The sequence below is a fragment of the Nitrosospira sp. Nsp1 genome (genome assembly GCF_900100985.1).
In the GTDB taxonomy this organism is placed as follows: Bacteria; Pseudomonadota; Gammaproteobacteria; order Burkholderiales; family Nitrosomonadaceae; genus Nitrosospira.
Window position 1 is genome coordinate 13,178 of record NZ_FMUF01000023.1, and the last position, 19,397, is coordinate 32,574.

Consider the following 19,397-nt stretch of genomic DNA (forward strand, 5'->3'; position numbering starts at 1 on the left):
GCCTGGAACGAACCACTGCCGTCTTTCGCGATCTCTTCTTTATTATTCTGGATTGTGCTGTCTATCTCAATTTTATTTCGGTCCACAAGCGGCTTAACACGCGGCGTTGTTTGCGGTCCAGGTCCCGCAGCATTTCGAGATGGTTCAGTATTTCAGGGGCTGGGAATATGGCTTTATTGTCCGCGATTCCTGCCTGGATATATTGTATTGCATCCATGTTGGGATTGCCGGAACCGATGAGATTGGTAAGTTCGGCGGAATTTTTCCCCTCCAGCATGAAGTTGATGAATTGATGGGCGAGGTCGGAACGGCTTCCGCTTCGATGCAGTACCATGCTGTCGAGTGCCAGAACCGCGCCTTCTTTCGGAGTCGAGTAGCCGATCGTGAATTTGCGCCCGGTATTTCTGGCATCAAGCGCCGCCTGGAACATATCGTTGGAATATCCTTGCGCCACCCACAAATTGCCAACCGCTAGTTCCTTGATATAGCTGGTATTGCTGAAGGCTGCCCAGTAAGGCTTGGCGCGCACGATCAGGTTGGCGGCTTCTTCCCAGTGTTTCTCATCGGTATCGTTAACCGAATAGCCTAAATATTTCAGCGCCGCAGCCATCAGTTCGCGCTGGCTGTCGAGTACCGTTACGCGCCCTTTTATTTTTTCGAGGTATTTCGGCTCAAAAATGACTGCCCAGGTGTCGGTAGGCAGGCCAAGGCTCTTTACTTTCTCCTGATTGAAGCCGAGCAGGGTAAGTGTATAGGCATATGGAACGGAATATTTATTGCCGGGATCGAATGGTGTGTCGAGGTATGCAGGATTGATATTTCCGAGATTGGGCAACAAGGTTTTATCCAGCGATTTCAGCGCGCCCTGGCGAATAAGGGTATCCATTGCATTGCCGGTGGGAATGATGAGGTCGTAGCCGGTCGCGCCCGCCGACAGCTTCGCCAGCATTTCCTCATTGTCGGAATAATAATCCTGGGAAAGCTTGCAATTGCAGGATTTCTCGAAGCGCCTGACCGTTTCCGGTGCGATGTAATTATTCCAGTTGAATAGATGCAGAACATTTTCCTTGCTGGAGAGGACAGCATCCTGATCCTGTTTTGCGCAGCCCGTGGTGAACAACACCAGCCATGCAAGCAGGAACAGCAACGATGCGACCGGCGCCGGATGGGTGCACCGCGTATTCATCATCCCGTCTCGCGCGACGTTGCGTTCGCGCTTGATGAGGCGTGCGATTCGAACCTGGCCGCAATGATGATCATGACCAGCGTGAGCAGCATCAATAATGTGGAGATGGCGTTCACTTCCGGCGTCACCGCAACCTTTATCATCGTATAGATATGGATGGGCAGAATCGGTTCGCCCACCCCTTTGGTAAAGAATGTAATGACGAAGTCATCGATGGACAAGGTAAACGACATCAATGCACCGGCAACCACGGCGGGTATGATCAGCGGCAACGTGACAAGACGAAAAGTCTGCCAGGGAGAGGCGCCGAGATCGCGCGCGGCTTCAAAAATACTTTCGTCCATGCCCTGGAGCCGCGCCCGTACGATGATGGCAACGAAACCGATACAAAATGTCGTGTGCGCAATGATGATAGACACCATGCCGAGCGTTAAATTAAGCACCTGCAAAAAGAATAAAAGCAGCGATACACCCAGAAGGATTTCGGGCATCGCCACCGGCGTGAACACCAATACCGGCAAGACCTTGAGCTTATACCGATGTATCGCCAGGCCGGCCATCGTACCGAGCAGGGTTGCGCTGAAACTTGCACTGAGTGCGATGATCAGCGAATTGCGCGCGGCGGTGAGCATTTCCGTATTCTGGAACAGCGTCTTATACCAGGACAGCGTAAATCCCACCCACTCGGCATTCAGTTTTGAATCGTTAAACGAATACAAAACCACGATAGCCAGCGGAACGTACAGGAAGGCGTAAATCACGCCGGCTGCGGACCAAAGCCAGATGTTGGTGCGGCTCATGCTATACCGCGCGCTGCCCGGTGGCCGAGCGTGCGAACCAGGCCGCCAACCCGGCGACGGACAGCACCACCAGTGTCAGCATGATGGATAGCGCTGAACCAAAAGGCCAGTCACGGGTGCCGAGGAATTGATCCTTGATCAGATTGCCGATGAGAATGTCGCCCGTGCCGCCGAGTATGTCCGGCACGGCAAACATGCCGAGTACTGGGATGAATACGAGTGCCGAACCCGAAAAAACGCCGGGCAGGGATAGCGGCCACGTGACGCGCCAGAACCGCTGCCAGCCGTTGGCGCCCAGATCCTGTGCCGCGTCCAGAAGCGAGGGATCATGCTTTTCCAGGTTGGTATAAAGCGGCAGCACCATAAACGGCAGGTGTACATATACCATGCCGATCAATACGGCAAACGGCGAGAACAACAACGTCACAGGAGCAACTCCGAATGCGCCGAGAATAGCATTGATGAAATGGCTGAGCCCGGATTCCGGCCCAAGAATAATCATCCAGGCATAAATACGGATGAGGAAATTGCTGGCAAATGGCAACACCACCAGCAACACCATCAGGTTTCGGAAGCGTTTTTCACTGTGCGCGATCAGCACTGCCAGCGGATAAGCCATAACAAGGCAAATGAGGGTGGTTGCTAACGCAACGCCGAAGGATTTGAGAAAAATTTCCGCGTAAAGAATGTCGCTGAAAAAAAACTGGTAAGCTTCGGTGGTAAGGCCGTATTCGCCGTGGTTCGCGCCCGCGGGTGCAGTGATGGGTGCCAGCCCACCGAACTCGCCCGGAAAGCGGAACGAGGTGAGAATCATGATCAGGCTGGGGACAACGAAGAATACGATCAGGAACAATAGCGGTGGTCCGCTTACCAGAAATCGGGCAGCGCGAGGCGCATTGGCTTCTTCTTTAGTCATTGAGAAAAATACCGGCGTCGTGATGCCATGAGACGCTTACTGGATCCCCCACCTCGAAAAACTTTGCGCGTCCAGGCGCTGAATTAGGCAGCAAGGCCTCCATATAGGCGCCATTGGCGAGCTCAACGATATAGGTGGTAACATCTCCAGCATATAAAAAATCCTGTACTTTACCGAGGAAATGGTTTTTCAGCCGTGGCGCTTCCGAGGGGTGGGAAATCAATATCTGTTCGGGACGAATCGCGATCGTACCTTTATCACCCGCTTTGATGCCTTCCTTGCCGGCGGTGGTAACTTCCCCCATATCGCCCACATCAAGTCTCAAATGGGTAGGCGAAGCCTCCAGGACTTGTGCACTCATCATGCTGATCTTGCCGATAAAATCCGCAACAAAGCGATTTCTGGGAAAACCATAGATTTTGGAAGGTTCGTCGATTTGTTCGACATTGCCGCGGTTCATCACCGCGATGCGATGTGACAGCGCCAGTGCCTCATTCTGGGCATGGGTAACAAAAACGAATGTTACCCCAACTTCTTTCTGCAGATTGATCAACTCCATCTGCATTTCCTCGCGCAATTTGGCATCGAGTGCGCCCAATGGTTCGTCCAGCAGCAACAACCGGGGGCGGTTGACCAACCCTCTGGCAAATGCCACTCGCTGTTTCTGCCCACCTGATAATTCATTAGGGAAACGGTTACCGAAATTCGACAGGCGTACGCTGTCCAGGGCATCCGCTACTCTGGTTTTTATTTCATGTGTTTTTTTGCCGGCCATCTTGAGCGGAAACGCAATATTGTCCGCTACGGTCATATGCGGGAACAGCGCATATGTTTGAAATACGGTATGGACCGGGCGTTTTTCCGGCGGCGTGCCGACCATGTCTCTTCCGTCCAGCAGGATTTGGCCCGAGTCCGGAAGATCAAACCCGGCTATCATTCGCAGGAGCGTCGTTTTTCCACAACCCGATGGCCCCAGCAGCGTGAAGAATTCACCCGCCTCTACACTGATGCTGACATTATCGACCGCGGTATAGCTGCCAAAGCGCCGCGTGACATTACGGATTTCAAGTAGTGCCATTGTCGTGCCGGTTAAAAGACAAAAGACCGGAATTTTACCAAAATTTGTTCCGCCTGCCGCTCCCGAGATCGACATGGATCGATATGCTTACAGGGTTGGCCGAAGTATAGGCAGAGTAGGGCCGGCGGTGAATGCGGGAGATTTGCCGGGACGACAACCCGCGCGTACAAAGAAGCCTGGAGACCTGGAGCAGCCTGTCGGACTTAAAGGAAATCGGCTGCAAAAGCATCTGGCTGGTTCATATTTAGCCGCTTTTTTCGGCCAATAGAATAACTATTGGCCTTAAAATCCGCAAAAATCTGCCCTTACCCAGTCACTTTTTCGTTGCGATTCTTCAAGTCCGACAGGTTGCCAGCGTTTCAGTGCCATGTCTGCCACAGCAGCAATGCAGCCAGTGTCGCTGCAATGGCAGCGAACAAGCGGCTTTGGCGTTTTTGTTCGGTGAGTATTTCGGTTATTTTTTCGTCCATCGCATGTGCGCGATTTTCATTTAAAATCTGATGCAGCAAGCGTGGAAACTGCGGCATGATGACTGCCCAGCTCGATGCTTCCTTGGCTAGCCGCCGAGTCAGTCCGCGCCAGCCAAGCTGTTCGGCCATCCAGTTTTCCAGGTAGGGCTTCGCCGTCGTCCACAGGTCGAGATCGGGGTCGAGGTCGCGCCCCAGCCCTTCGATATTCAGTAGGGTTTTTTGCAGCATTACCAGCTGCGGCTGGATTTCAACATTAAACTGGCGCGACGTCTGGAACAGCCGCAGCAGCACACGGCCAAAGGAAATCTCCTTCAGCGGCTTGTCAAAGATGGGTTCGCATACGGCACGAATCGCAGTTTCGAAATCATCAACGCGAGTATTCTTCGGTGCCCACCCCGCCTCCACATGCGCTTCGGCCACACGCTTGTAGTCGCGCCGAAAAAATGCCAGGAAATTCTGCGCCAGATAATTTTTGTCCTCGTCGGTGAGCGTTCCCATTATGCCGAAATCGACCGCGATGTAACGCCCGTCCTGACCAACAAAAATATTGCCTGGATGCATATCGGCGTGGAAATAACCGTCCCGAAATACCTGAGTAAAAAATATTTCCACACCGACTCTGGCAAGTCTTGGAATATCGACTCCCTGCTCGCGTAGTTTCGTCACCTGGCTGATGGGTATGCCTTTTACGCGCTGCATCACCATAACGCCGGAATAGCAATAATCCCAGTAAACTTCGGGCACTAACAGCAATGGAGAATCCAGAAAATTACGCCGCAGCTGACTGCAGTTCGCTGCCTCGCGCATGAGATCCAACTCGTCATCCAGGTGCCGGGCAAATTCGGTCACCACCTCACGCGGTTTAAGCCGCTTGCCGTCGGGCCACAGCGCTTCGACCAGCAAAGCGCCGGAATCCATCAATGCCACGTCATGCGCGATAATGGGAGCGATGCCCGGTCGCAGCACCTTGACCGCAACTTCCGTTCCGTCATGCAGCACCGCCAGATGAACCTGTGCGATGGATGCACTGGCTACCGGTTCTGCATCAAAGACCAGAAAGACTTCGGTGACCGGTTTTCCATAGATCTGCTCCAGCGTCTTGATGGCGAGACTGGAGGGAAACGGCGGGACTTGATCTTGCAGCTTGGCCAGTTCATCGGCGATATCCTGCGGCAGAAGATCCCGGCGAGTCGAAAGCATCTGGCCGAACTTGACGAATATAGGCCCCAGGGTTTCCAGAGCAAGGCGCAGGCGCTCGCCTCGCGCTCTATCCAACCGCCGCCAGAACGTTGCCGCCTTGACAACAGGCCGCAGAAGCCGAAGCCGCTCGTGGCCCAGAAAAAATTCATCCAGGCCAAAACGAAATGCTACCGAGAGTATTTTGAGAAGGCGAAAGAAACGCATTTATGCCAAGGAATGGTGGTACGTCTGTAATCTTCTCAATTTTGTTTGTCGTGAGGCCGACTTTTTAGCGATCCAACGCGTTCACGCGCATTTCCAGACTTGCGGCATGGCTCCGTAATGTGTTTATCTCATGAATAAGCTCGTGCATATCCATTGATTTTGCAAGCAATGGCTGCTCTTCCGTCAGATATTCCGCCAGCGTCTGCCATAAATTACGTGCGGTTTCAACTTGCCAGTGCATCAGGCCTTCGCCGGCTCTCACCACCCGATGCGCGAGGATATCTCCCATTACACCGCTTATATCCTGCTCCACATCCCAATGCAGGCTCTTTCCGATAAGGAGAATTTCTTCCGCAAACTCGCTATCGCCCGAAATCCTGACTTCGCGATAGGCATCTTCGTCATGGGCAAGCAAGCGTGGCAATAAACCTGGAATAAGCGTCAAGGTGGCGTCATCGAGCGCGCCCTTTGCCGCCGCCGAAACCTCGCCGCTGGCCTGGATGGTCAGGGCGAGATCAGGGAAGGGAGGGATGCGAAAACGTGCCGTCCTGCCTGCATGAAGCTGCAACCGCTTGCGCGCCCAGTTCTCGCCACGCAACAAGTGGTTAAGCGGGGCTATCGCAACGGATGCCAGCATTGCGGCCGGATCTATGAGACTTGCTGAATTCCTGCCAACAGCCAGACGGATTCAGGATCCTTGATATTCTTCTGCACGTGCCAGATTTCATCAAACGCTTCCGGTGGATTGGATGACTCCCGCAGTTGCCCGTTGAACCGGACACTGGCAATGGCCGTGTTGTTTTCGGTAACCACCTCAAGCAGTTCCGCATTGATGCCCATCACCTCGGTTCTTTGAGGTTCATTGCCGCGTTCGGTGATCTGCATGCTGATCTCCGCAAACATTTCCGGCGTAGTGTATTCACGGATGTCGCTCAGGTCTCGTGCATCATTGGCTGCTTGCAAGCGGATGAATGACGTTTTTGCATTGCGCAGGAATGGCTCGACCTGGAAGTCCGCGGGAATATTCGCGGTTTGGCTGGCAACAGCTTGTGCCTGGGCTGGTGCTGCCGTACTTTTCCCCGGTGCCGTTGCGTGTTCTGTCGCCGTCGCGGTTCCGCTACTGCCGGTGTCTGCTCCCATGCCCGAATACTGCATCGGCCGTGCCGAGTGTTCCTGCCGCGGCTTGCGCATCATGCGCACAACGAAGAAAACCGCAGCCATCAGCGCAGCCAGCATCAACACATCCATCATATTGATGCCTTCAAATGCGCCACCCATGAATAATGCTGCCAGCAATCCTCCCGCGGCCAATCCAGCCAGCGGGCCCATCCACCTATTGCCCGCCGCGGCTGGTGCCGACGCAGCGGGGGGTGTTTGCGCCGATTTTGGAGGCGTTTGCGGGCTGATGGCTTCACGTTGCTTGCCGATGCTCTTGCCGCCGCCAAAGCGTCTTGCTTCGGCATCAAAGGCGGCCAGTCCGAAGCTTAAAATGGCCAGAGTCAGCAGGGTCAATATTTTCTTCATGATGGTCTCCTGAGAGGACGGGTGAAAGGAAGAGTATAGCATTATCGATTCACCTGGATGTTCCATAAATTGCATCGGATACGCCTGTCTGAAAGCGTTTGCCAACGTTAATCACAATCTCGTCATGTCGCTGCCCGGATAAGGGAACAGCATCGAAAGACATGGCTGATTTTAGCGAGCGATCGATGATTGTCGGCATCAATGTTCTGACCGCTAGCGATGCTGTAAGTGCAATCTTGTCACTTACTATTTTGATACGAGGATTTATCGCTGTCGGCAGTGATGCAAACCTTAGCCTGAACAGTTGTTCCGAAGCACTGCGGATTATGGCTGGGATCGAAACAGGGTGTCATATGTGATCTGGCGTACAGACTCCCATGCACAATCGTGTTTAATCAGAGAATCAAGTTGCCTGATGTCCAGTCTCGATCATTCCCAAGGCTCGCGACTGGCGATACGTTTTTGAGCCCATGACCACAACCATATTGACCGTTAATACCGGCAGTTCATCAGTTCGCCTGGCGGTCTTCGTTCGCGATGGCGACACGTTCACAGAGGTGGCGAGCATACGTCACGATCTTTCCGTTGGCGAACCATCGGGCGAACTGAAAGAATTCATGCAGACACATGCACTCGGAGGAATCACCGTGGCAGCGCATCGAGTGGTTCACGGCGGTATGAATCTTACCGCGCCATGCCTGATCGACAGGAAAGTCGAGCAGGAGATCGAGCGATTGGCGCTGCTGGCGCCACTTCACAACCCCGTCGCGCTGCGGTGGATACGCGCAACCCGCGAGGTGTTGAAGGACATTGTCCAGGTCGCGGTGTTTGATACCGCGTTTTTTACGGCTCTGCCGGAAACTGCGCGAGCTTATGCTATTCCGCATGAGCTTGCTGAGAAGCATGGGTTGCGCAGGTATGGCTTTCATGGGCTGGCGCATAAATCGATGTGGCAAAGCTGGCAGGCGCTTCAACCGGGTTCTTTGCGAAGTGCGAGAATAATTTCGATGCAACTCGGGGCTGGTTGTTCGATCACGGCGACCGATGACGGATTGCCGCGAGATACTTCAATGGGATTTTCACCCTTGGAGGGGCTCGTGATGGCGACGCGCTCAGGCGATATAGATCCGGGTCTTACCACATTTCTCCAGCGTCAGGAAAACCTGACACCGCAGCAACTGGATCGATTTCTCAATGCGCGCTCGGGCCTGTTGGGTGTTTCCGGGATCAGCGCCGATATACGTGAGTTGTTACGATCTCCGGATGAGCTTGCGCGACTGGCGGTGGATTTATACTGTTACCGGGCACGTAAATATGTGGGCGCTTATCTTGCAGTATTGGGCGGCGCCGAAGCCATCATTTTTGGAGGCGGCGTGGGCGAGAACGTGCCGGAAGTGAGGGAAAAGATTTTGACCGGCATGGGTTGGTGCGGAATTGAAGTCGATACCCAAAAAAATTACGGTGCCAGTGGAATGTCATGCATCAGCAGCCCTTTCAGCCGGATTGAGGTCTGGGTTACACCCGTAAATGAGGCGGTTATCCTGGCGCGCGAGGCGGACGCTTTAATGAAATGCGAAGCGGATTAACGATTGCAGGAGAAAACCATGAGCGAAACCCGGCCGATAAGCACACCTGAAAATAAGCTGCTCTCAGCAGATGATCTGCGCAAGATGAACGCATACTGGCGTGCGGCGAATTATCTCTCCGTCGGACAAATCTATCTGCTGGACAACCCTTTACTCAAGGCGCCGCTCGCGCTTGAGCATATCAAGCCCCGATTACTTGGCCATTGGGGCACGACACCCGGGCTTAATTTTATTTATGTACATCTGAACCGTGTCATAAAAAAATATGACCTGAATATGCTCTATATAGCCGGGCCCGGCCACGGCGGACCGGCCATGGTCGCGAATACGTGGCTCGAGGGCAGCTACAGCGAATTCTATCCCCACATTTCCCGCGATGCCAAAGGCATGCAACGGCTATTCAAGCAATTCTCGTTTCCCGGCGGCATTCCCAGCCATGTGGCGCCGGAAACGCCGGGCTCGATTAATGAAGGCGGTGAACTGGGTTACTCACTGTCGCATGCCTTCGGGGCGGCTTTCGACAACCCGGATCTGATCGTGACGTGCGTGGTGGGGGATGGCGAAGCTGAAACCGGACCGCTTGCCGCCGCCTGGCATTCCAACAAATTTCTGAATCCGGCCCATGATGGCGCGGTGCTGCCGATCCTGCACCTGAATGGCTATAAAATTGCGGGCCCCACGCTGCTCGCGCGCATCAGCCACGAAGAGTTGGAGAGACTATTCGCAGGCTATGGCTATGAGCCTCATTTCGTCGATGGGTCCGATCCGGAACCCATGCATCAGACGATGGCGGCTACGCTGGATGTCGTGATCGACAAGATCAGGGCAATTCAGCAGGAGGCGCGTAGCAACGGCGTAACGACATACCCGCGCTGGCCGATGATTATTTTGCGCAGCCCCAAGGGGTGGACTGGCCCGGAAGAGGTTGATGGCAAGAAGGTCGAGGATTTTTGGCGCTCGCACCAGGTGCCGTTTGCGGAGATCGGTTCAAAGTCATGGCATCTGAAGCTGCTTGAAGACTGGATGAAAAGCTACAAGCCGGAAGAGTTATTCGATGACAGGGGAACATTGGTACCGGAGTTGGCAGCGCTGGCGCCGCAGGGCGAGCGGCGAATGGGCGCAAATCCCCATGCCAACGGCGGCCAACTGCTGAAAGACCTGGAAATGCCGGATTTCCGTAATTACGCCATTGCTGTGCCCACGCCAGGGTCCGTAGTAGGCGAAGCCACGCGGGAGATGGGGAAATTTTTACGCGATGTCATGAAACTCAACCTGGACAGCCGTAACTTCCGCGTGATGGGAGCGGATGAAACCAGTTCAAATCGCCTTGGTGCTTTGTTCGAAGTAACGGCTCGAACCTGGGTGGCGCGAATCCTGCCGGAAGATGAGAATCTTTCTCCGGATGGGCGCGTGATGGAAATTCTCTCCGAGCATACATGCCAGGGCTGGCTCGAAGGTTACCTGCTGACTGGCCGGCACGGCTTGTTTTCATGCTATGAAGCATTCATTCACATCATTGATTCCATGTTCAATCAGCATGCCAAATGGCTCAAGGTCACCAAGCAAATCCCTTGGCGCAGGCCAATCCCCTCGCTTAATTATCTTCTGACATCGCATGTATGGCGGCAGGATCACAACGGTTTTTCGCATCAGGACCCTGGATTCATAGACCACGTGGTAAACAAGAAAGCGGATATCATCCGCGTCTATCTTCCGCCGGATGCCAACACGTTGCTGGTCATCACCGATAAATGCCTGCGCTCGCGCAATTATATCAACGTTGTCGTGGCGGGGAAGCAACCTGCGCTACAGTGGCTGGATATGGATGCCGCAATCACGCACAGTACTGCCGGCATCGGTATCTGGGCCTGGGCAAGCAACGATCAGGATGGCGAACCGGATGTGGTGCTGGCCTGTGCCGGCGATGTCCCCACCCTGGAAACCCTTGCAGCGGTCGACCTGCTGCGCCATCACGTTCCTGAGTTGAGGATACGGGTGATAAATGTAGTGGACCTGATGACGCTACAGCCGAAAGAGGAGCACCCGCATGGCCTATCCGGCCGCGATTTCGACACGCTGTTCACTACCTGCAAGCCCATAATTTTTGCTTATCACGGCTACCCGTGGCTCATTCACCGCTTGACGTACCGTCGGACCAACCATGAAAATCTGCATGTTCGAGGTTACAAGGAAGAGGGCACAACGACGACTCCGTTTGACATGACCGTGCTCAATGACCTGGACCGTTTTCATCTGGTAATGGACGTGGTCGACCGCGTACCCGCTCTGGGTTATAAGGGCGCCTATCTCAAGCAATTGATGCGGGATAAATTGATCGAGCACGCGTGGTATATCAGGCAGTATGGTGAGGATATGCCCGAGATCCGCGACTGGAACTGGTCATGCTGATCAGATCAGGTTGGTCATCATAGGTTGTCTGCGAGTGCGAACGAGTATAAATACAAGAGGGAGGTTTGATGATACTTCTCATCAATGCCATCGCAATTTTTGCTTCATTTTCGCTGAATCAGATATATGCTGTTTATTGGGGCGCCATCCTGCCGACGCTTTATGCAATTATCGTGGCACCGCAGGCACTGATCACCAGGCCCGAGATACCGACCTCGGCAATAACGAAAATTCTTGCTGACAAGTGGGACAACGCGGAGGATCTAACCGCTTATATCGTGAAATACTGGATGGCATTCGCCTATCCTGCTACGTCATGGAAGAAGCAGCGTAACAGCGTGATTTTATACCTGACATCGTTTGTCCTGGGTATCGTATATTTTCTCAGGGAATTGTTCGCTGCCGGCATTATCCTGTTTATTATCGGATATATTCTCTATCAGATGAGTTTGAGAGCGGACAGGCCGAGATCGGTATACGCCAATGCGGATTTCAGAGATAGCGACAATGGGTTTGCGAGGAAAGAATGGGAACTGGCAGCCATGTCGATCGTTGCAATTTCCGATTTGTACCCGGATGATCGCACGCTGAAGGTATCGGCAAACGAGGTGTCGGAAGATGGGGACGTCAAGTCGCTGCTCTCAAAATATCGTCATGACGGAAGAATGGAAGGAACCGGCTCACGCCCTGCGGCGTGAAAGCGCCATGCAAACTCCTGGTCAAGCCCCGGCAAGGCAAGGCAACTTTCTCTGAAGAACCGTAGGAGTGTGCAAGACAGAAAGTATTCCTCAATAAATCTTCCGCTCCAATTTTGCCTGGTGCAATACCGCGGTTGCGAGTTCTTCGATGGATTTGCTGGTTGCATCGAGGTAGGAGATCCCTTCCCGTCGCATCAGCATTTCTGCTTCACGTACTTCATGTTGGCAGTTCTTGAGAGAGGCGTACTCGCTGTCGGGTTTGCGTTCGCTACGTATGCGGTGCAGTCGGGCGGGATCGATGGTAAAGCCGTACAGCTTGTGGCGAATATCCTTGAGCTGGGCTGGTAGCCCCAAGCGGCTGAAGTCCTCGGGGATGAGTGGATAATTTGCGGCAAAAATACCATATTGCAGCGCAAGATAGAGGCAGGTGGGGGTTTTGCCGGTACGTGAAACACCTATCAGGGTAATATCCGCTTTGCGCCAATTCTTCCGGGAAAGGCCATCGTCGTGCTCAAGGGTATATTTTATTGCCTCGATGCGCGGAAGGTGATCGACGGCGCTATCGACCCGATGGGAAAGGCCCACGACATGCGACGAACGTACGCCAAGCTCAGCCTCCATCTGGTCGATAAAAATACTGAAGCAATCCAGATGCAGCGCGTTGACAGTGCCAAGAATGAGCCGGAATTCCGGATTTACGAATGTACTGAATACCAGAGGGCGCACCCCATCGGCGTTAGCCCGCGCACTGATTTGCCCGGCAGCGGTTGCAACTTTTTCTCGGGTATCAAGATAGGGTAGGGCAATTTCCTCAAACGGCACGTTTTCGAACTGCCTGAGAAGACTATGCCCCAGCGTTTCGACAGAAATACCCGTTCGGTCCGAGAGGAAAAACGCGGTTCGCCGGGGTGGCTTCGTTAGGGTTGACATTTATCAGCGGTTCATCGATAACAATAATTTCGACTGGTCAAAATATCGCTTTTTAGCGTATAACACAATCGTTATCCCGGCGCGATTCACGCAATTCTGACCACTAAAACAGGAGCAGAAATTGAACGATTCACGATACGTGTTATGGTTTGATGAGTTGCGCATGACCGATGTGAGCAGTGTCGGAGGAAAGAATGCGTCCTTGGGAGAAATGATCAGCCAGCTGGCCGAGGCAGGCGTCCGGGTTCCCGGTGGTTTTGCAACGACCGCTGATGCCTATCGCGATTTTCTGGATCAAGGCGGGCTGACGCAGCGTATTGAAAAGAGGCTCTCGGCGCTTGATACCGGAGATATCAAGGCGCTGGCAGCGGCTGGCGCGCAGGTTCGCGGCTGGATAGTCGACACGCCGATACCGCCGCGTCTGGAAAAAGAAATTTCGGTCGCTTACGACAAAATGCTGCGCGATGCGGGGGAGAGGGGGATTTCCGTCGCGGTGCGTTCCTCGGCAACCGCCGAAGATCTGGCAGACGCTTCATTTGCGGGACAGCAGGAAACCTTTCTTAATATCCATGGATTGGACAATTTGCTGAAGGCGGTCAAGGACGTGTTTGCGTCACTCTACAACGACCGTGCTATTTCTTATCGCGTGCACAAGGGTTTTATTCATTCCGAAGTAGCGCTATCCGTCGGCGTGCAGCGGATGGTTCGCAGCGACATCGGCGCCGCCGGCGTGATGTTCACGCTGGATACCGAATCCGGTTTTGATGAAGTGGTTTTCATTACAGCCTCTTATGGACTCGGTGAAACCGTGGTCCAAGGTGCGGTGAATCCGGACGAATTCTACGTTTATAAACGTACGCTGGCGCAAGGGAAACCTGCAATTCTAAGGCGCAACCTCGGCTCCAAGCTCATCAAGATGCAATTTGCAACAGGCAAGGACACCGGTCGTTCGGTGGAAACTCTGGATGTGGAAGAGGCCGAGCGCAGGAAGTTTTCCATTACCGATGCGGAGGTGGAGGAGTTGGCCCGCCACGCGGTTGTCATCGAGCGGCATTATCAGAGGCCGATGGATATCGAATGGGGCAAGGATGGCCTGGACGGCAAGCTCTATATATTGCAAGCTCGGCCCGAGACAGTGCAGGCGCTGGCCGGGGTGGATACGCTGCGGCGCTATCGCTTGAAGGGAAAGTCGGATGTGTTGGCTTCAGGGCGCGCCATTGGCCAGAAGATAGGCAGTGGACCGGTGCGCCTGATCCTGAACGCCAGCGAAATGTCGCGCGTGCGGGACGGTGACGTTCTGGTGACCGACATGACCGATCCCGATTGGGAACCTGTAATGAAGCGCGCTTCGGCCATTGTGACCAATCGCGGTGGCCGGACTTGCCATGCCGCCATCGTTGCACGTGAGTTGGGTATTCCGGCGGTGGTGGGCTGTGGTAACGCGACCAGTTTATTGACAGAAAACGAGATGGTCACGGTATCTTGCACGGAGGGCGATACCGGCCATATCTACCGCGGTGTCCTGGAAATTGAAGTAACCGATCTCGTGCTCCAAAGCATGCCGAAGCCGCCGGTCAAGATCACCATGAATGTAGGCAACCCCGAACTGGCGTTTGGATTTCAGCGGCTACCGAATGATGGCGTAGGGCTCGCGCGGCTGGAGTTCATCATCGCTCGCATGATCGGCATACATCCCAAAGCGGTGCTGCATTATCCCGATCTTCCACGGGACTTGAAACAGCAAGTGGAAAACCAAAGCGCAGGGTACCCCGATCCGGTCAGCTTCTATGTGGAGAAGTTGACAGAGGGCGTCGCCATGCTGGGCGCCGCATTTTTTCCCAAACCCGTCATTGTCCGTCTGTCCGACTTCAAGTCCAATGAATATTCCAGTCTTATTGGCGGGCAACAGTATGAGCCCACTGAAGAAAACCCCATGCTGGGCTTTCGTGGCGCTTCGCGCTATGTTGCAGCAGACTTTGGTGATTGTTTCAAACTGGAATGCCTAGCATTGAAAAAAGCACGAATTGAAATGGGTCTTACCAATCTGGAAATCATGGTTCCCTTCGTGCGGACATTGGCTGAAGCCAGGCGAGTGATAGAGCTGCTTGAAGAGAACGGCTTGAAGCGCGGCGAGAACGGATTGCGGCTCATCATGATGTGTGAGATTCCCTCCAATGCGCTGCTGGCGGATCAATTCCTGGCGTACTTCGATGGTTTTTCCATTGGGTCCAATGATCTGACACAACTCACTCTTGGGTTGGACCGCGATTCCAGCCTCGTCGCCGAATCCTTCGACGAACGTGATCCGGCGGTGAAGGCGCTGCTGCGGATGGCTATTCAGGCATGCCGCAGAGCGAATAAATACGTTGGGATATGCGGCCAAGGCCCATCCGATCATCCGGATTTGGCGCGATGGCTGATGGAAGAAGGAATCGAAAGCCTATCGCTGAATCCTGATACAGTGGTCGATACCTGGCTGTATCTGGCAGAGGAAGCGAAAAAAAAGATATAATTTCAGCGCCCTGCCGCGCAATCTTGAATGTTTGTATAAGGATATAAATGGCAAAAAACCGTATGCCACGTCATATCGGCTTCATTCCCGATGGTAATCGCCGCTGGGCCCAGAATCGCGGCCTGCCTAAAGAGGATGGATATGGTTGCGGCATCGACCCGGGACTCACCTTATACGAAATATGCAAAGATCGCGGAATAGATGAAGCGTCTATTTATTGTTTTACACAAGACAATACCAAACGGCCCAAGGCTCAGAAACTTGCTTTTACCGATGCGTCCGTGGCATTTGCTTTTGAAATTGCGCGTAGGGGAGCGGCCCTGCTTGTTGTAGGCGATGAGACTTCAGCACAGTTTCCCACCGTGCTGGAAGAGTTCAGGACGCGGCAAGGTACGGGCATGAAAGTCAATTTGCTTATCAACTATGGCTGGGAATGGGATCTGGGAGGCCTTAAAGATGGCAATTTGCGTTCAAACGACGTTTCGCGCCTGGATCTCATTGTAAGATGGGGAGGAGGGCGTCGCCTGAGCGGCTTTCTGCCGGTGCAATCGGTTTATGCTGATTTCTATATTCGGGACGAATACTGGCCGGATTTCCAGCCTCAGCATTTTGAGAATGCCCTGTCCTGGTTCAAGCGACAGGATAGGTCATTTGGCGGGTGATTGAAGGCCCATTCTGAATTGAACCTCAAACCCATCAACTATTCATAGTACCGGAGATCTAACATGTCGGTTGCCTCGGATGCGAAAAGAATGTTTGTGGAAAATCTTAATTTGTATGGTGACGAGCAAGCCCAGCCGGAAAAATATAATCTTTACCTCGGCCTTATCTATCTGGCTGCATCAGTGGAACAAATTCAGCAGGATTTAGAGCAAATCAAGCAAGCGCTAGCCAAGCGCAATTAACCCAGGCAGGCAGCTCGCAAAAGCCGGCCTGTGCCTGTATCTCAGACAGTCATGTCTTCCGTTTGCCAATTAATTTCAATTGTTAACAAGTTAATCACATTTATGTGACGTCTTCTTCACATATCTTATGGCAGTCTAGTGCATAACATATGGGAACCGCAAGGCTGCGTATACGGCTCATAATCATACGGGACGTAATATAGCCATGAGACGGGTACTTAATTGATGAATTCGGCTGACTTACTAGGCTATTCCTGAAGTAACAATTCTTTGATACTTGTTTAGAGTCCAAAAGAGAAGGGGGAGCTATGAAACAGGCTTTTTTTCATATTCTGATGATTTGTTTATTTCTCCCGATGTTATGGGTGATTTTCGTCTCGCTGAATAGTTTTGGGTATCCCTTGATGGAGCAATATGCGGACAAATCTATCAAGTTCCTTATTGCACTTCCCTACTTTCTTCTTGTTGCGGCGGCATTATATGCGTCGGGCTGGATCGCCGAGCGATTGGCAGTGTATTTGGTAAGGAATTTTGGTAAGCCAGAGGAACGGGACTGTCAGCCTGACGATATGGCGTGGCCAAGCAAGGTACTTGATTCGGTCCTGTCGGAAAAAAATCGTCCCGTTTTCACCCAAAAGGTCGAGGCCTGGCTAAAAGACAATATAGTGGCAAAAATCGTAGTGGGGGTCATTATTGGTTTTGTACTGGCAATATAGGAAATTCCACGTTCACGTCTCAAAAAACCCGCTTCAAGCGGGTTTTTTGATGACTGTAAATCACAACCCAACCATGCAACAACCAAGCATCACAAATCATCCACATGGGTAGTCCAACAGACTGGTTACATCGCGCTAGCGCCGGCTACATGCAGCCTGTTTCCCAATCCGGTGAGCGAATGGGAAGGCTTCCTGATGGAAGCCCTTCCACATCACCCCGTGGTATCGCTTATCGAAGCATCGGGTGCGTTTTTCTTGACTGACTCGATGCCGTTATCCCGAGCAGATTCTGATTCATAAGACTCGCTCGTGCCGATTATCTGATGATTCCCTGATTTAAGGTTGAACCTGAATTTACCGCTTTCGGTTGTTTTGCGCTCATAGCGCACATCGTCAGGAGCGTTTTTTTTGACGGATGCTATGCCGTTGATGCAACCGGCTTTAGCCTCGTAACCTTCGCTTGCAAGGATAGTTTGCCCGTTGCTTGCTTTCAATCTGAATCTGAATTCACCCGCTTTATCTTTATAAATCTCGAATTTCCCAGCCATTTTTATTCCCCTCTTGTTGTTGCAAAGCTCGAAATAACTACATTATTTCTTAATTACCTGATTTTATGACTCTTAAATTACATAAGTCAAAACAGTTAACGCAGAGCAATTAGCTATGGTTGACGTTCTTATTATGTGCCAAGGGTAATGATCCGAAAAGTAAATTTGCCATTGATTGTTGAACTGTGAATGAATGTTCCCCTATTTTGTGCAGATAGCGGTGAATTCATTTCCAACCGTTCCACGTCTAGCCTCAAGGAAGACCTCATGAGGAATCCGATAGCCGAAGCACTTGCGGGGTCGATAATTCAGTATTTTCACAGCGGCCGCAAGTTTTTCGGGGGTTACATTTCTAAAGTCTGAGTCTTTTGGGAAAATATCTTCGCAACAAGCCATTTGTGTTTTCGTTGGTTCCAAGTTGACAGGCTAAATACGAGTCGGCGAAATAAACGCCAGATCTGTGCCCTTTTCAATATTACGAAAGCTGGTAAATTCCCCAACCGTTAATCCAGCGTCAGTGTATGTCGGAGCGTTCTGGGAATGGCCCTGACTGCAGCGGTGATCGCTGCAGTCGTCACTGTCGCCGCCTTGTTGGCTGCGGATCAGATAGTGGCTCTTACGTTCAATGCGTGTGGCTAGAAGTCTTGCCATAGAAATCTTGCATAGAAAAGTCTATGGGAGCGTGCAGGCGGTTGGCATGGCCTGTGATAAGCAGTAAACAGGTAATAGGGAAGATATTTCCGCGCCCGCGATCGGATTATGTTGTATCAAAAACTAAGGGGGTCTATATGCAGTTTAATGGAGGGGTCCATTCCAAGTAAATTCTACTTTTGATTTTGTTTGTGGTGTTTCGAAATCACACCTTATAGTATCTACATGAGTTTGAGTCTTTTTTCCTACATAGCAATTTGTAAACTGATAAGTCCGCATGCTCGGGGGATAGCTCTTAAAATGCAGCCTCGTAAGAATAACAAAATCGCCCATCGTAAAATTCTGTGGCGGGAGAGCTCCTTCTTCGTCCACAAATAACAAACCCTTAATGGTGGCGGCAAGAAGATCAGAATCGCTGGAGAGAAGTTCTGCTCCTCCCGAACGATGAACTCCATAGCTAAGATAAATGTCATATCGCTTCTGATCATGCTTCCAAAGCATAACTGCGTTTCCCTTGCCAAATAACAGATTAGGCTTTGGTTCATCATAATATTTTTCGTAGCTTGATTTAAATAACCATTCCCCTTCTAGGAGTTGTTTGTTCGCGAGCGTTTCGGAAGAGAAGCTGTGCTTGTTAACTTGCATATAAAATTGCATGCTTAGTGGGAGTACTGCAGTGGCCAAAGACGCAGTTAAAACGCCGAGGACGGTAGTGGTTTTAATTTCAATCTTTCCCCAAGTAATTGTATGCGTACCAGGGATGGATCGCCCCCGGAATATGAAAAACATCCAGAAGAGAGAGAGAAAGATTCCTAGCGCTGTCACACTATAAATAAGATAAATATTCATTTTTAATTTTTATCTTGATAGTGCGGGAATGGGATTCTTGTTTTGAAGAGATATACAAATATTCTCATAGATTCGTACAGCTCGCATTGATATGCATAGTAGCGCATAACCGATAGGATCTCGGCAAGAGAGCCGCGGTCCAGTTGTTTTCAAAAAATGACTTGATCTGACTAAATTTGGTGTGTCAACGGCATTTTCTGCGACGCCAAAGAGCG

At 52.0% G+C, this 19,397-nt stretch carries 18 protein-coding genes; 8 read left to right on the forward strand and 10 right to left on the reverse strand.

Translation table 11 applies throughout. The features are described from left to right. Positions 1-61: 61 nt before the first annotated feature. The 7 genes from BLP78_RS12530 to BLP78_RS12565 all read right to left on the reverse strand — a co-directional run bounded on the left by BLP78_RS12530 (position 62) and on the right by BLP78_RS12565 (position 7,378). Positions 62-1,189 carry an ABC transporter substrate-binding protein gene (locus BLP78_RS12530; protein ID WP_256330265.1) on the reverse strand — a complete coding sequence of 376 codons (1,128 nt, stop codon included), beginning with the start codon at positions 1,187-1,189 and terminating at the stop codon, positions 62-64. Further along, positions 1,186-1,986, reverse strand: a complete 801-nt coding sequence (locus tag BLP78_RS12535) for an ABC transporter permease (RefSeq protein ID WP_090459672.1) — start codon at positions 1,984-1,986, stop codon at positions 1,186-1,188. Before BLP78_RS12535 ends, BLP78_RS12530 begins: the two co-directional genes overlap by 4 nt. 1 nt (position 1,987) lies before the next feature. Continuing rightward, positions 1,988-2,902: an ABC transporter permease gene (locus BLP78_RS12540; protein ID WP_090459674.1), complete on the reverse strand. Its 915-nt coding sequence runs from the start codon at positions 2,900-2,902 to the stop codon at positions 1,988-1,990. After that, positions 2,895-3,980, reverse strand: a complete 1,086-nt coding sequence (locus tag BLP78_RS12545) for an ABC transporter ATP-binding protein (RefSeq protein ID WP_090459740.1) — start codon at positions 3,978-3,980, stop codon at positions 2,895-2,897. The genes BLP78_RS12540 and BLP78_RS12545 overlap by 8 nt, the downstream gene beginning before the upstream one ends. Positions 3,981-4,339: 359 nt before the next feature. Next, positions 4,340-5,854 (reverse strand): ubiquinone biosynthesis regulatory protein kinase UbiB, encoded by a 1,515-nt coding sequence (gene ubiB / locus BLP78_RS12555; RefSeq protein ID WP_090459678.1) that lies wholly within the window; start codon positions 5,852-5,854, stop codon positions 4,340-4,342. A gap of 64 nt (positions 5,855-5,918) precedes the next feature. Further along, a complete protein-coding gene (locus BLP78_RS12560) occupies positions 5,919-6,491 on the reverse strand; it encodes a ubiquinone biosynthesis accessory factor UbiJ (RefSeq protein WP_090459679.1) in 573 nt (190 codons plus the stop codon). An 11-nt stretch (positions 6,492-6,502) separates the two neighbouring features. Further along, entirely contained in the window at positions 6,503-7,378 is an 876-nt protein-coding gene (locus tag BLP78_RS12565; protein WP_090459681.1) for a Tim44 domain-containing protein, read from the reverse strand. 161 nt (positions 7,379-7,539) lie between these two features. Here BLP78_RS12565 and BLP78_RS12570 point away from each other — a divergent pair, with 161 nt between their 5' ends. From BLP78_RS12570 to BLP78_RS12585, 4 genes are all read left to right on the forward strand, one after another. Next, the gene (locus BLP78_RS12570; protein ID WP_090459683.1) at positions 7,540-7,737 is read left to right on the forward strand and encodes a hypothetical protein; all 198 of its coding nucleotides are present in this window, start codon (positions 7,540-7,542) and stop codon (positions 7,735-7,737) included. Between the two features lie 111 nt (positions 7,738-7,848). Further along, positions 7,849-8,964 (forward strand): acetate/propionate family kinase, encoded by a 1,116-nt coding sequence (locus BLP78_RS12575; protein WP_090459685.1) that lies wholly within the window; start codon positions 7,849-7,851, stop codon positions 8,962-8,964. Between the two features lie 18 nt (positions 8,965-8,982). Continuing rightward, complete coding sequence (locus tag BLP78_RS12580; protein WP_090459687.1) at positions 8,983-11,373, forward strand: phosphoketolase family protein; 2,391 nt, start codon at positions 8,983-8,985, stop codon at positions 11,371-11,373. A gap of 68 nt (positions 11,374-11,441) precedes the next feature. Continuing rightward, a complete protein-coding gene (locus tag BLP78_RS12585) occupies positions 11,442-12,071 on the forward strand; it encodes a hypothetical protein (RefSeq protein ID WP_090459689.1) in 630 nt (209 codons plus the stop codon). A gap of 90 nt (positions 12,072-12,161) precedes the next feature. On the opposite strand, the gene BLP78_RS12590 is transcribed toward BLP78_RS12585, so the two are convergent. After that, positions 12,162-13,001 (reverse strand): posphoenolpyruvate synthetase regulatory kinase/phosphorylase PpsR, encoded by an 840-nt coding sequence (locus tag BLP78_RS12590; protein ID WP_090459690.1) that lies wholly within the window; start codon positions 12,999-13,001, stop codon positions 12,162-12,164. Positions 13,002-13,122: 121 nt separating this feature from the next. Here BLP78_RS12590 and ppsA point away from each other — a divergent pair, with 121 nt between their 5' ends. The 4 genes from ppsA to BLP78_RS12610 all read left to right on the forward strand — a co-directional run bounded on the left by ppsA (position 13,123) and on the right by BLP78_RS12610 (position 17,134). Further along, on the forward strand, positions 13,123-15,513 hold the full coding sequence (ppsA, locus tag BLP78_RS12595; RefSeq protein ID WP_090459692.1) for a phosphoenolpyruvate synthase: 2,391 nt from the start codon (positions 13,123-13,125) through the stop codon (positions 15,511-15,513). 47 nt (positions 15,514-15,560) lie between these two features. Beyond that, the gene (locus BLP78_RS12600) at positions 15,561-16,175 is read left to right on the forward strand and encodes an undecaprenyl diphosphate synthase family protein (protein ID WP_090459694.1); all 615 of its coding nucleotides are present in this window, start codon (positions 15,561-15,563) and stop codon (positions 16,173-16,175) included. A gap of 63 nt (positions 16,176-16,238) precedes the next feature. After that, positions 16,239-16,418: a hypothetical protein gene (locus BLP78_RS12605; protein WP_090459695.1), complete on the forward strand. Its 180-nt coding sequence runs from the start codon at positions 16,239-16,241 to the stop codon at positions 16,416-16,418. A gap of 308 nt (positions 16,419-16,726) precedes the next feature. Then, positions 16,727-17,134 carry a hypothetical protein gene (locus tag BLP78_RS12610; protein ID WP_090459697.1) on the forward strand — a complete coding sequence of 136 codons (408 nt, stop codon included), beginning with the start codon at positions 16,727-16,729 and terminating at the stop codon, positions 17,132-17,134. Between the two features lie 212 nt (positions 17,135-17,346). Here BLP78_RS12610 and BLP78_RS12615 read toward each other — a convergent pair whose 3' ends face one another. Continuing rightward, a complete protein-coding gene (locus tag BLP78_RS12615; protein WP_090459699.1) occupies positions 17,347-17,682 on the reverse strand; it encodes a YegP family protein in 336 nt (111 codons plus the stop codon). Between the two features lie 795 nt (positions 17,683-18,477). Continuing rightward, positions 18,478-19,182, reverse strand: a complete 705-nt coding sequence (locus tag BLP78_RS12620; protein ID WP_090459701.1) for a hypothetical protein — start codon at positions 19,180-19,182, stop codon at positions 18,478-18,480. Between the last annotated feature and the right edge of the window lie 215 nt (positions 19,183-19,397).

Coding starts and splice junctions, on each gene's coding strand:
- BLP78_RS12530 (WP_256330265.1), bottom strand. CDS start 1,189: ATGATGAATACGCGGTGCACCCATCCGGCGCCGGTCGCATCGTTGCTG.
- BLP78_RS12535 (WP_090459672.1), bottom strand. CDS start 1,986: ATGAGCCGCACCAACATCTGGCTTTGGTCCGCAGCCGGCGTGATTTAC.
- BLP78_RS12540 (WP_090459674.1), bottom strand. CDS start 2,902: ATGACTAAAGAAGAAGCCAATGCGCCTCGCGCTGCCCGATTTCTGGTA.
- BLP78_RS12545 (WP_090459740.1), bottom strand. CDS start 3,980: ATGGCACTACTTGAAATCCGTAATGTCACGCGGCGCTTTGGCAGCTAT.
- ubiB (WP_090459678.1), bottom strand. CDS start 5,854: ATGCGTTTCTTTCGCCTTCTCAAAATACTCTCGGTAGCATTTCGTTTT.
- BLP78_RS12560 (WP_090459679.1), bottom strand. CDS start 6,491: ATGCTGGCATCCGTTGCGATAGCCCCGCTTAACCACTTGTTGCGTGGC.
- BLP78_RS12565 (WP_090459681.1), bottom strand. CDS start 7,378: ATGAAGAAAATATTGACCCTGCTGACTCTGGCCATTTTAAGCTTCGGA.
- BLP78_RS12570 (WP_090459683.1), top strand. CDS start 7,540: ATGGCTGATTTTAGCGAGCGATCGATGATTGTCGGCATCAATGTTCTG.
- BLP78_RS12575 (WP_090459685.1), top strand. CDS start 7,849: ATGACCACAACCATATTGACCGTTAATACCGGCAGTTCATCAGTTCGC.
- BLP78_RS12580 (WP_090459687.1), top strand. CDS start 8,983: ATGAGCGAAACCCGGCCGATAAGCACACCTGAAAATAAGCTGCTCTCA.
- BLP78_RS12585 (WP_090459689.1), top strand. CDS start 11,442: ATGATACTTCTCATCAATGCCATCGCAATTTTTGCTTCATTTTCGCTG.
- BLP78_RS12590 (WP_090459690.1), bottom strand. CDS start 13,001: ATGTCAACCCTAACGAAGCCACCCCGGCGAACCGCGTTTTTCCTCTCG.
- BLP78_RS12600 (WP_090459694.1), top strand. CDS start 15,561: ATGGCAAAAAACCGTATGCCACGTCATATCGGCTTCATTCCCGATGGT.
- BLP78_RS12605 (WP_090459695.1), top strand. CDS start 16,239: ATGTCGGTTGCCTCGGATGCGAAAAGAATGTTTGTGGAAAATCTTAAT.
- BLP78_RS12610 (WP_090459697.1), top strand. CDS start 16,727: ATGAAACAGGCTTTTTTTCATATTCTGATGATTTGTTTATTTCTCCCG.
- BLP78_RS12615 (WP_090459699.1), bottom strand. CDS start 17,682: ATGGCTGGGAAATTCGAGATTTATAAAGATAAAGCGGGTGAATTCAGA.
- BLP78_RS12620 (WP_090459701.1), bottom strand. CDS start 19,182: ATGAATATTTATCTTATTTATAGTGTGACAGCGCTAGGAATCTTTCTC.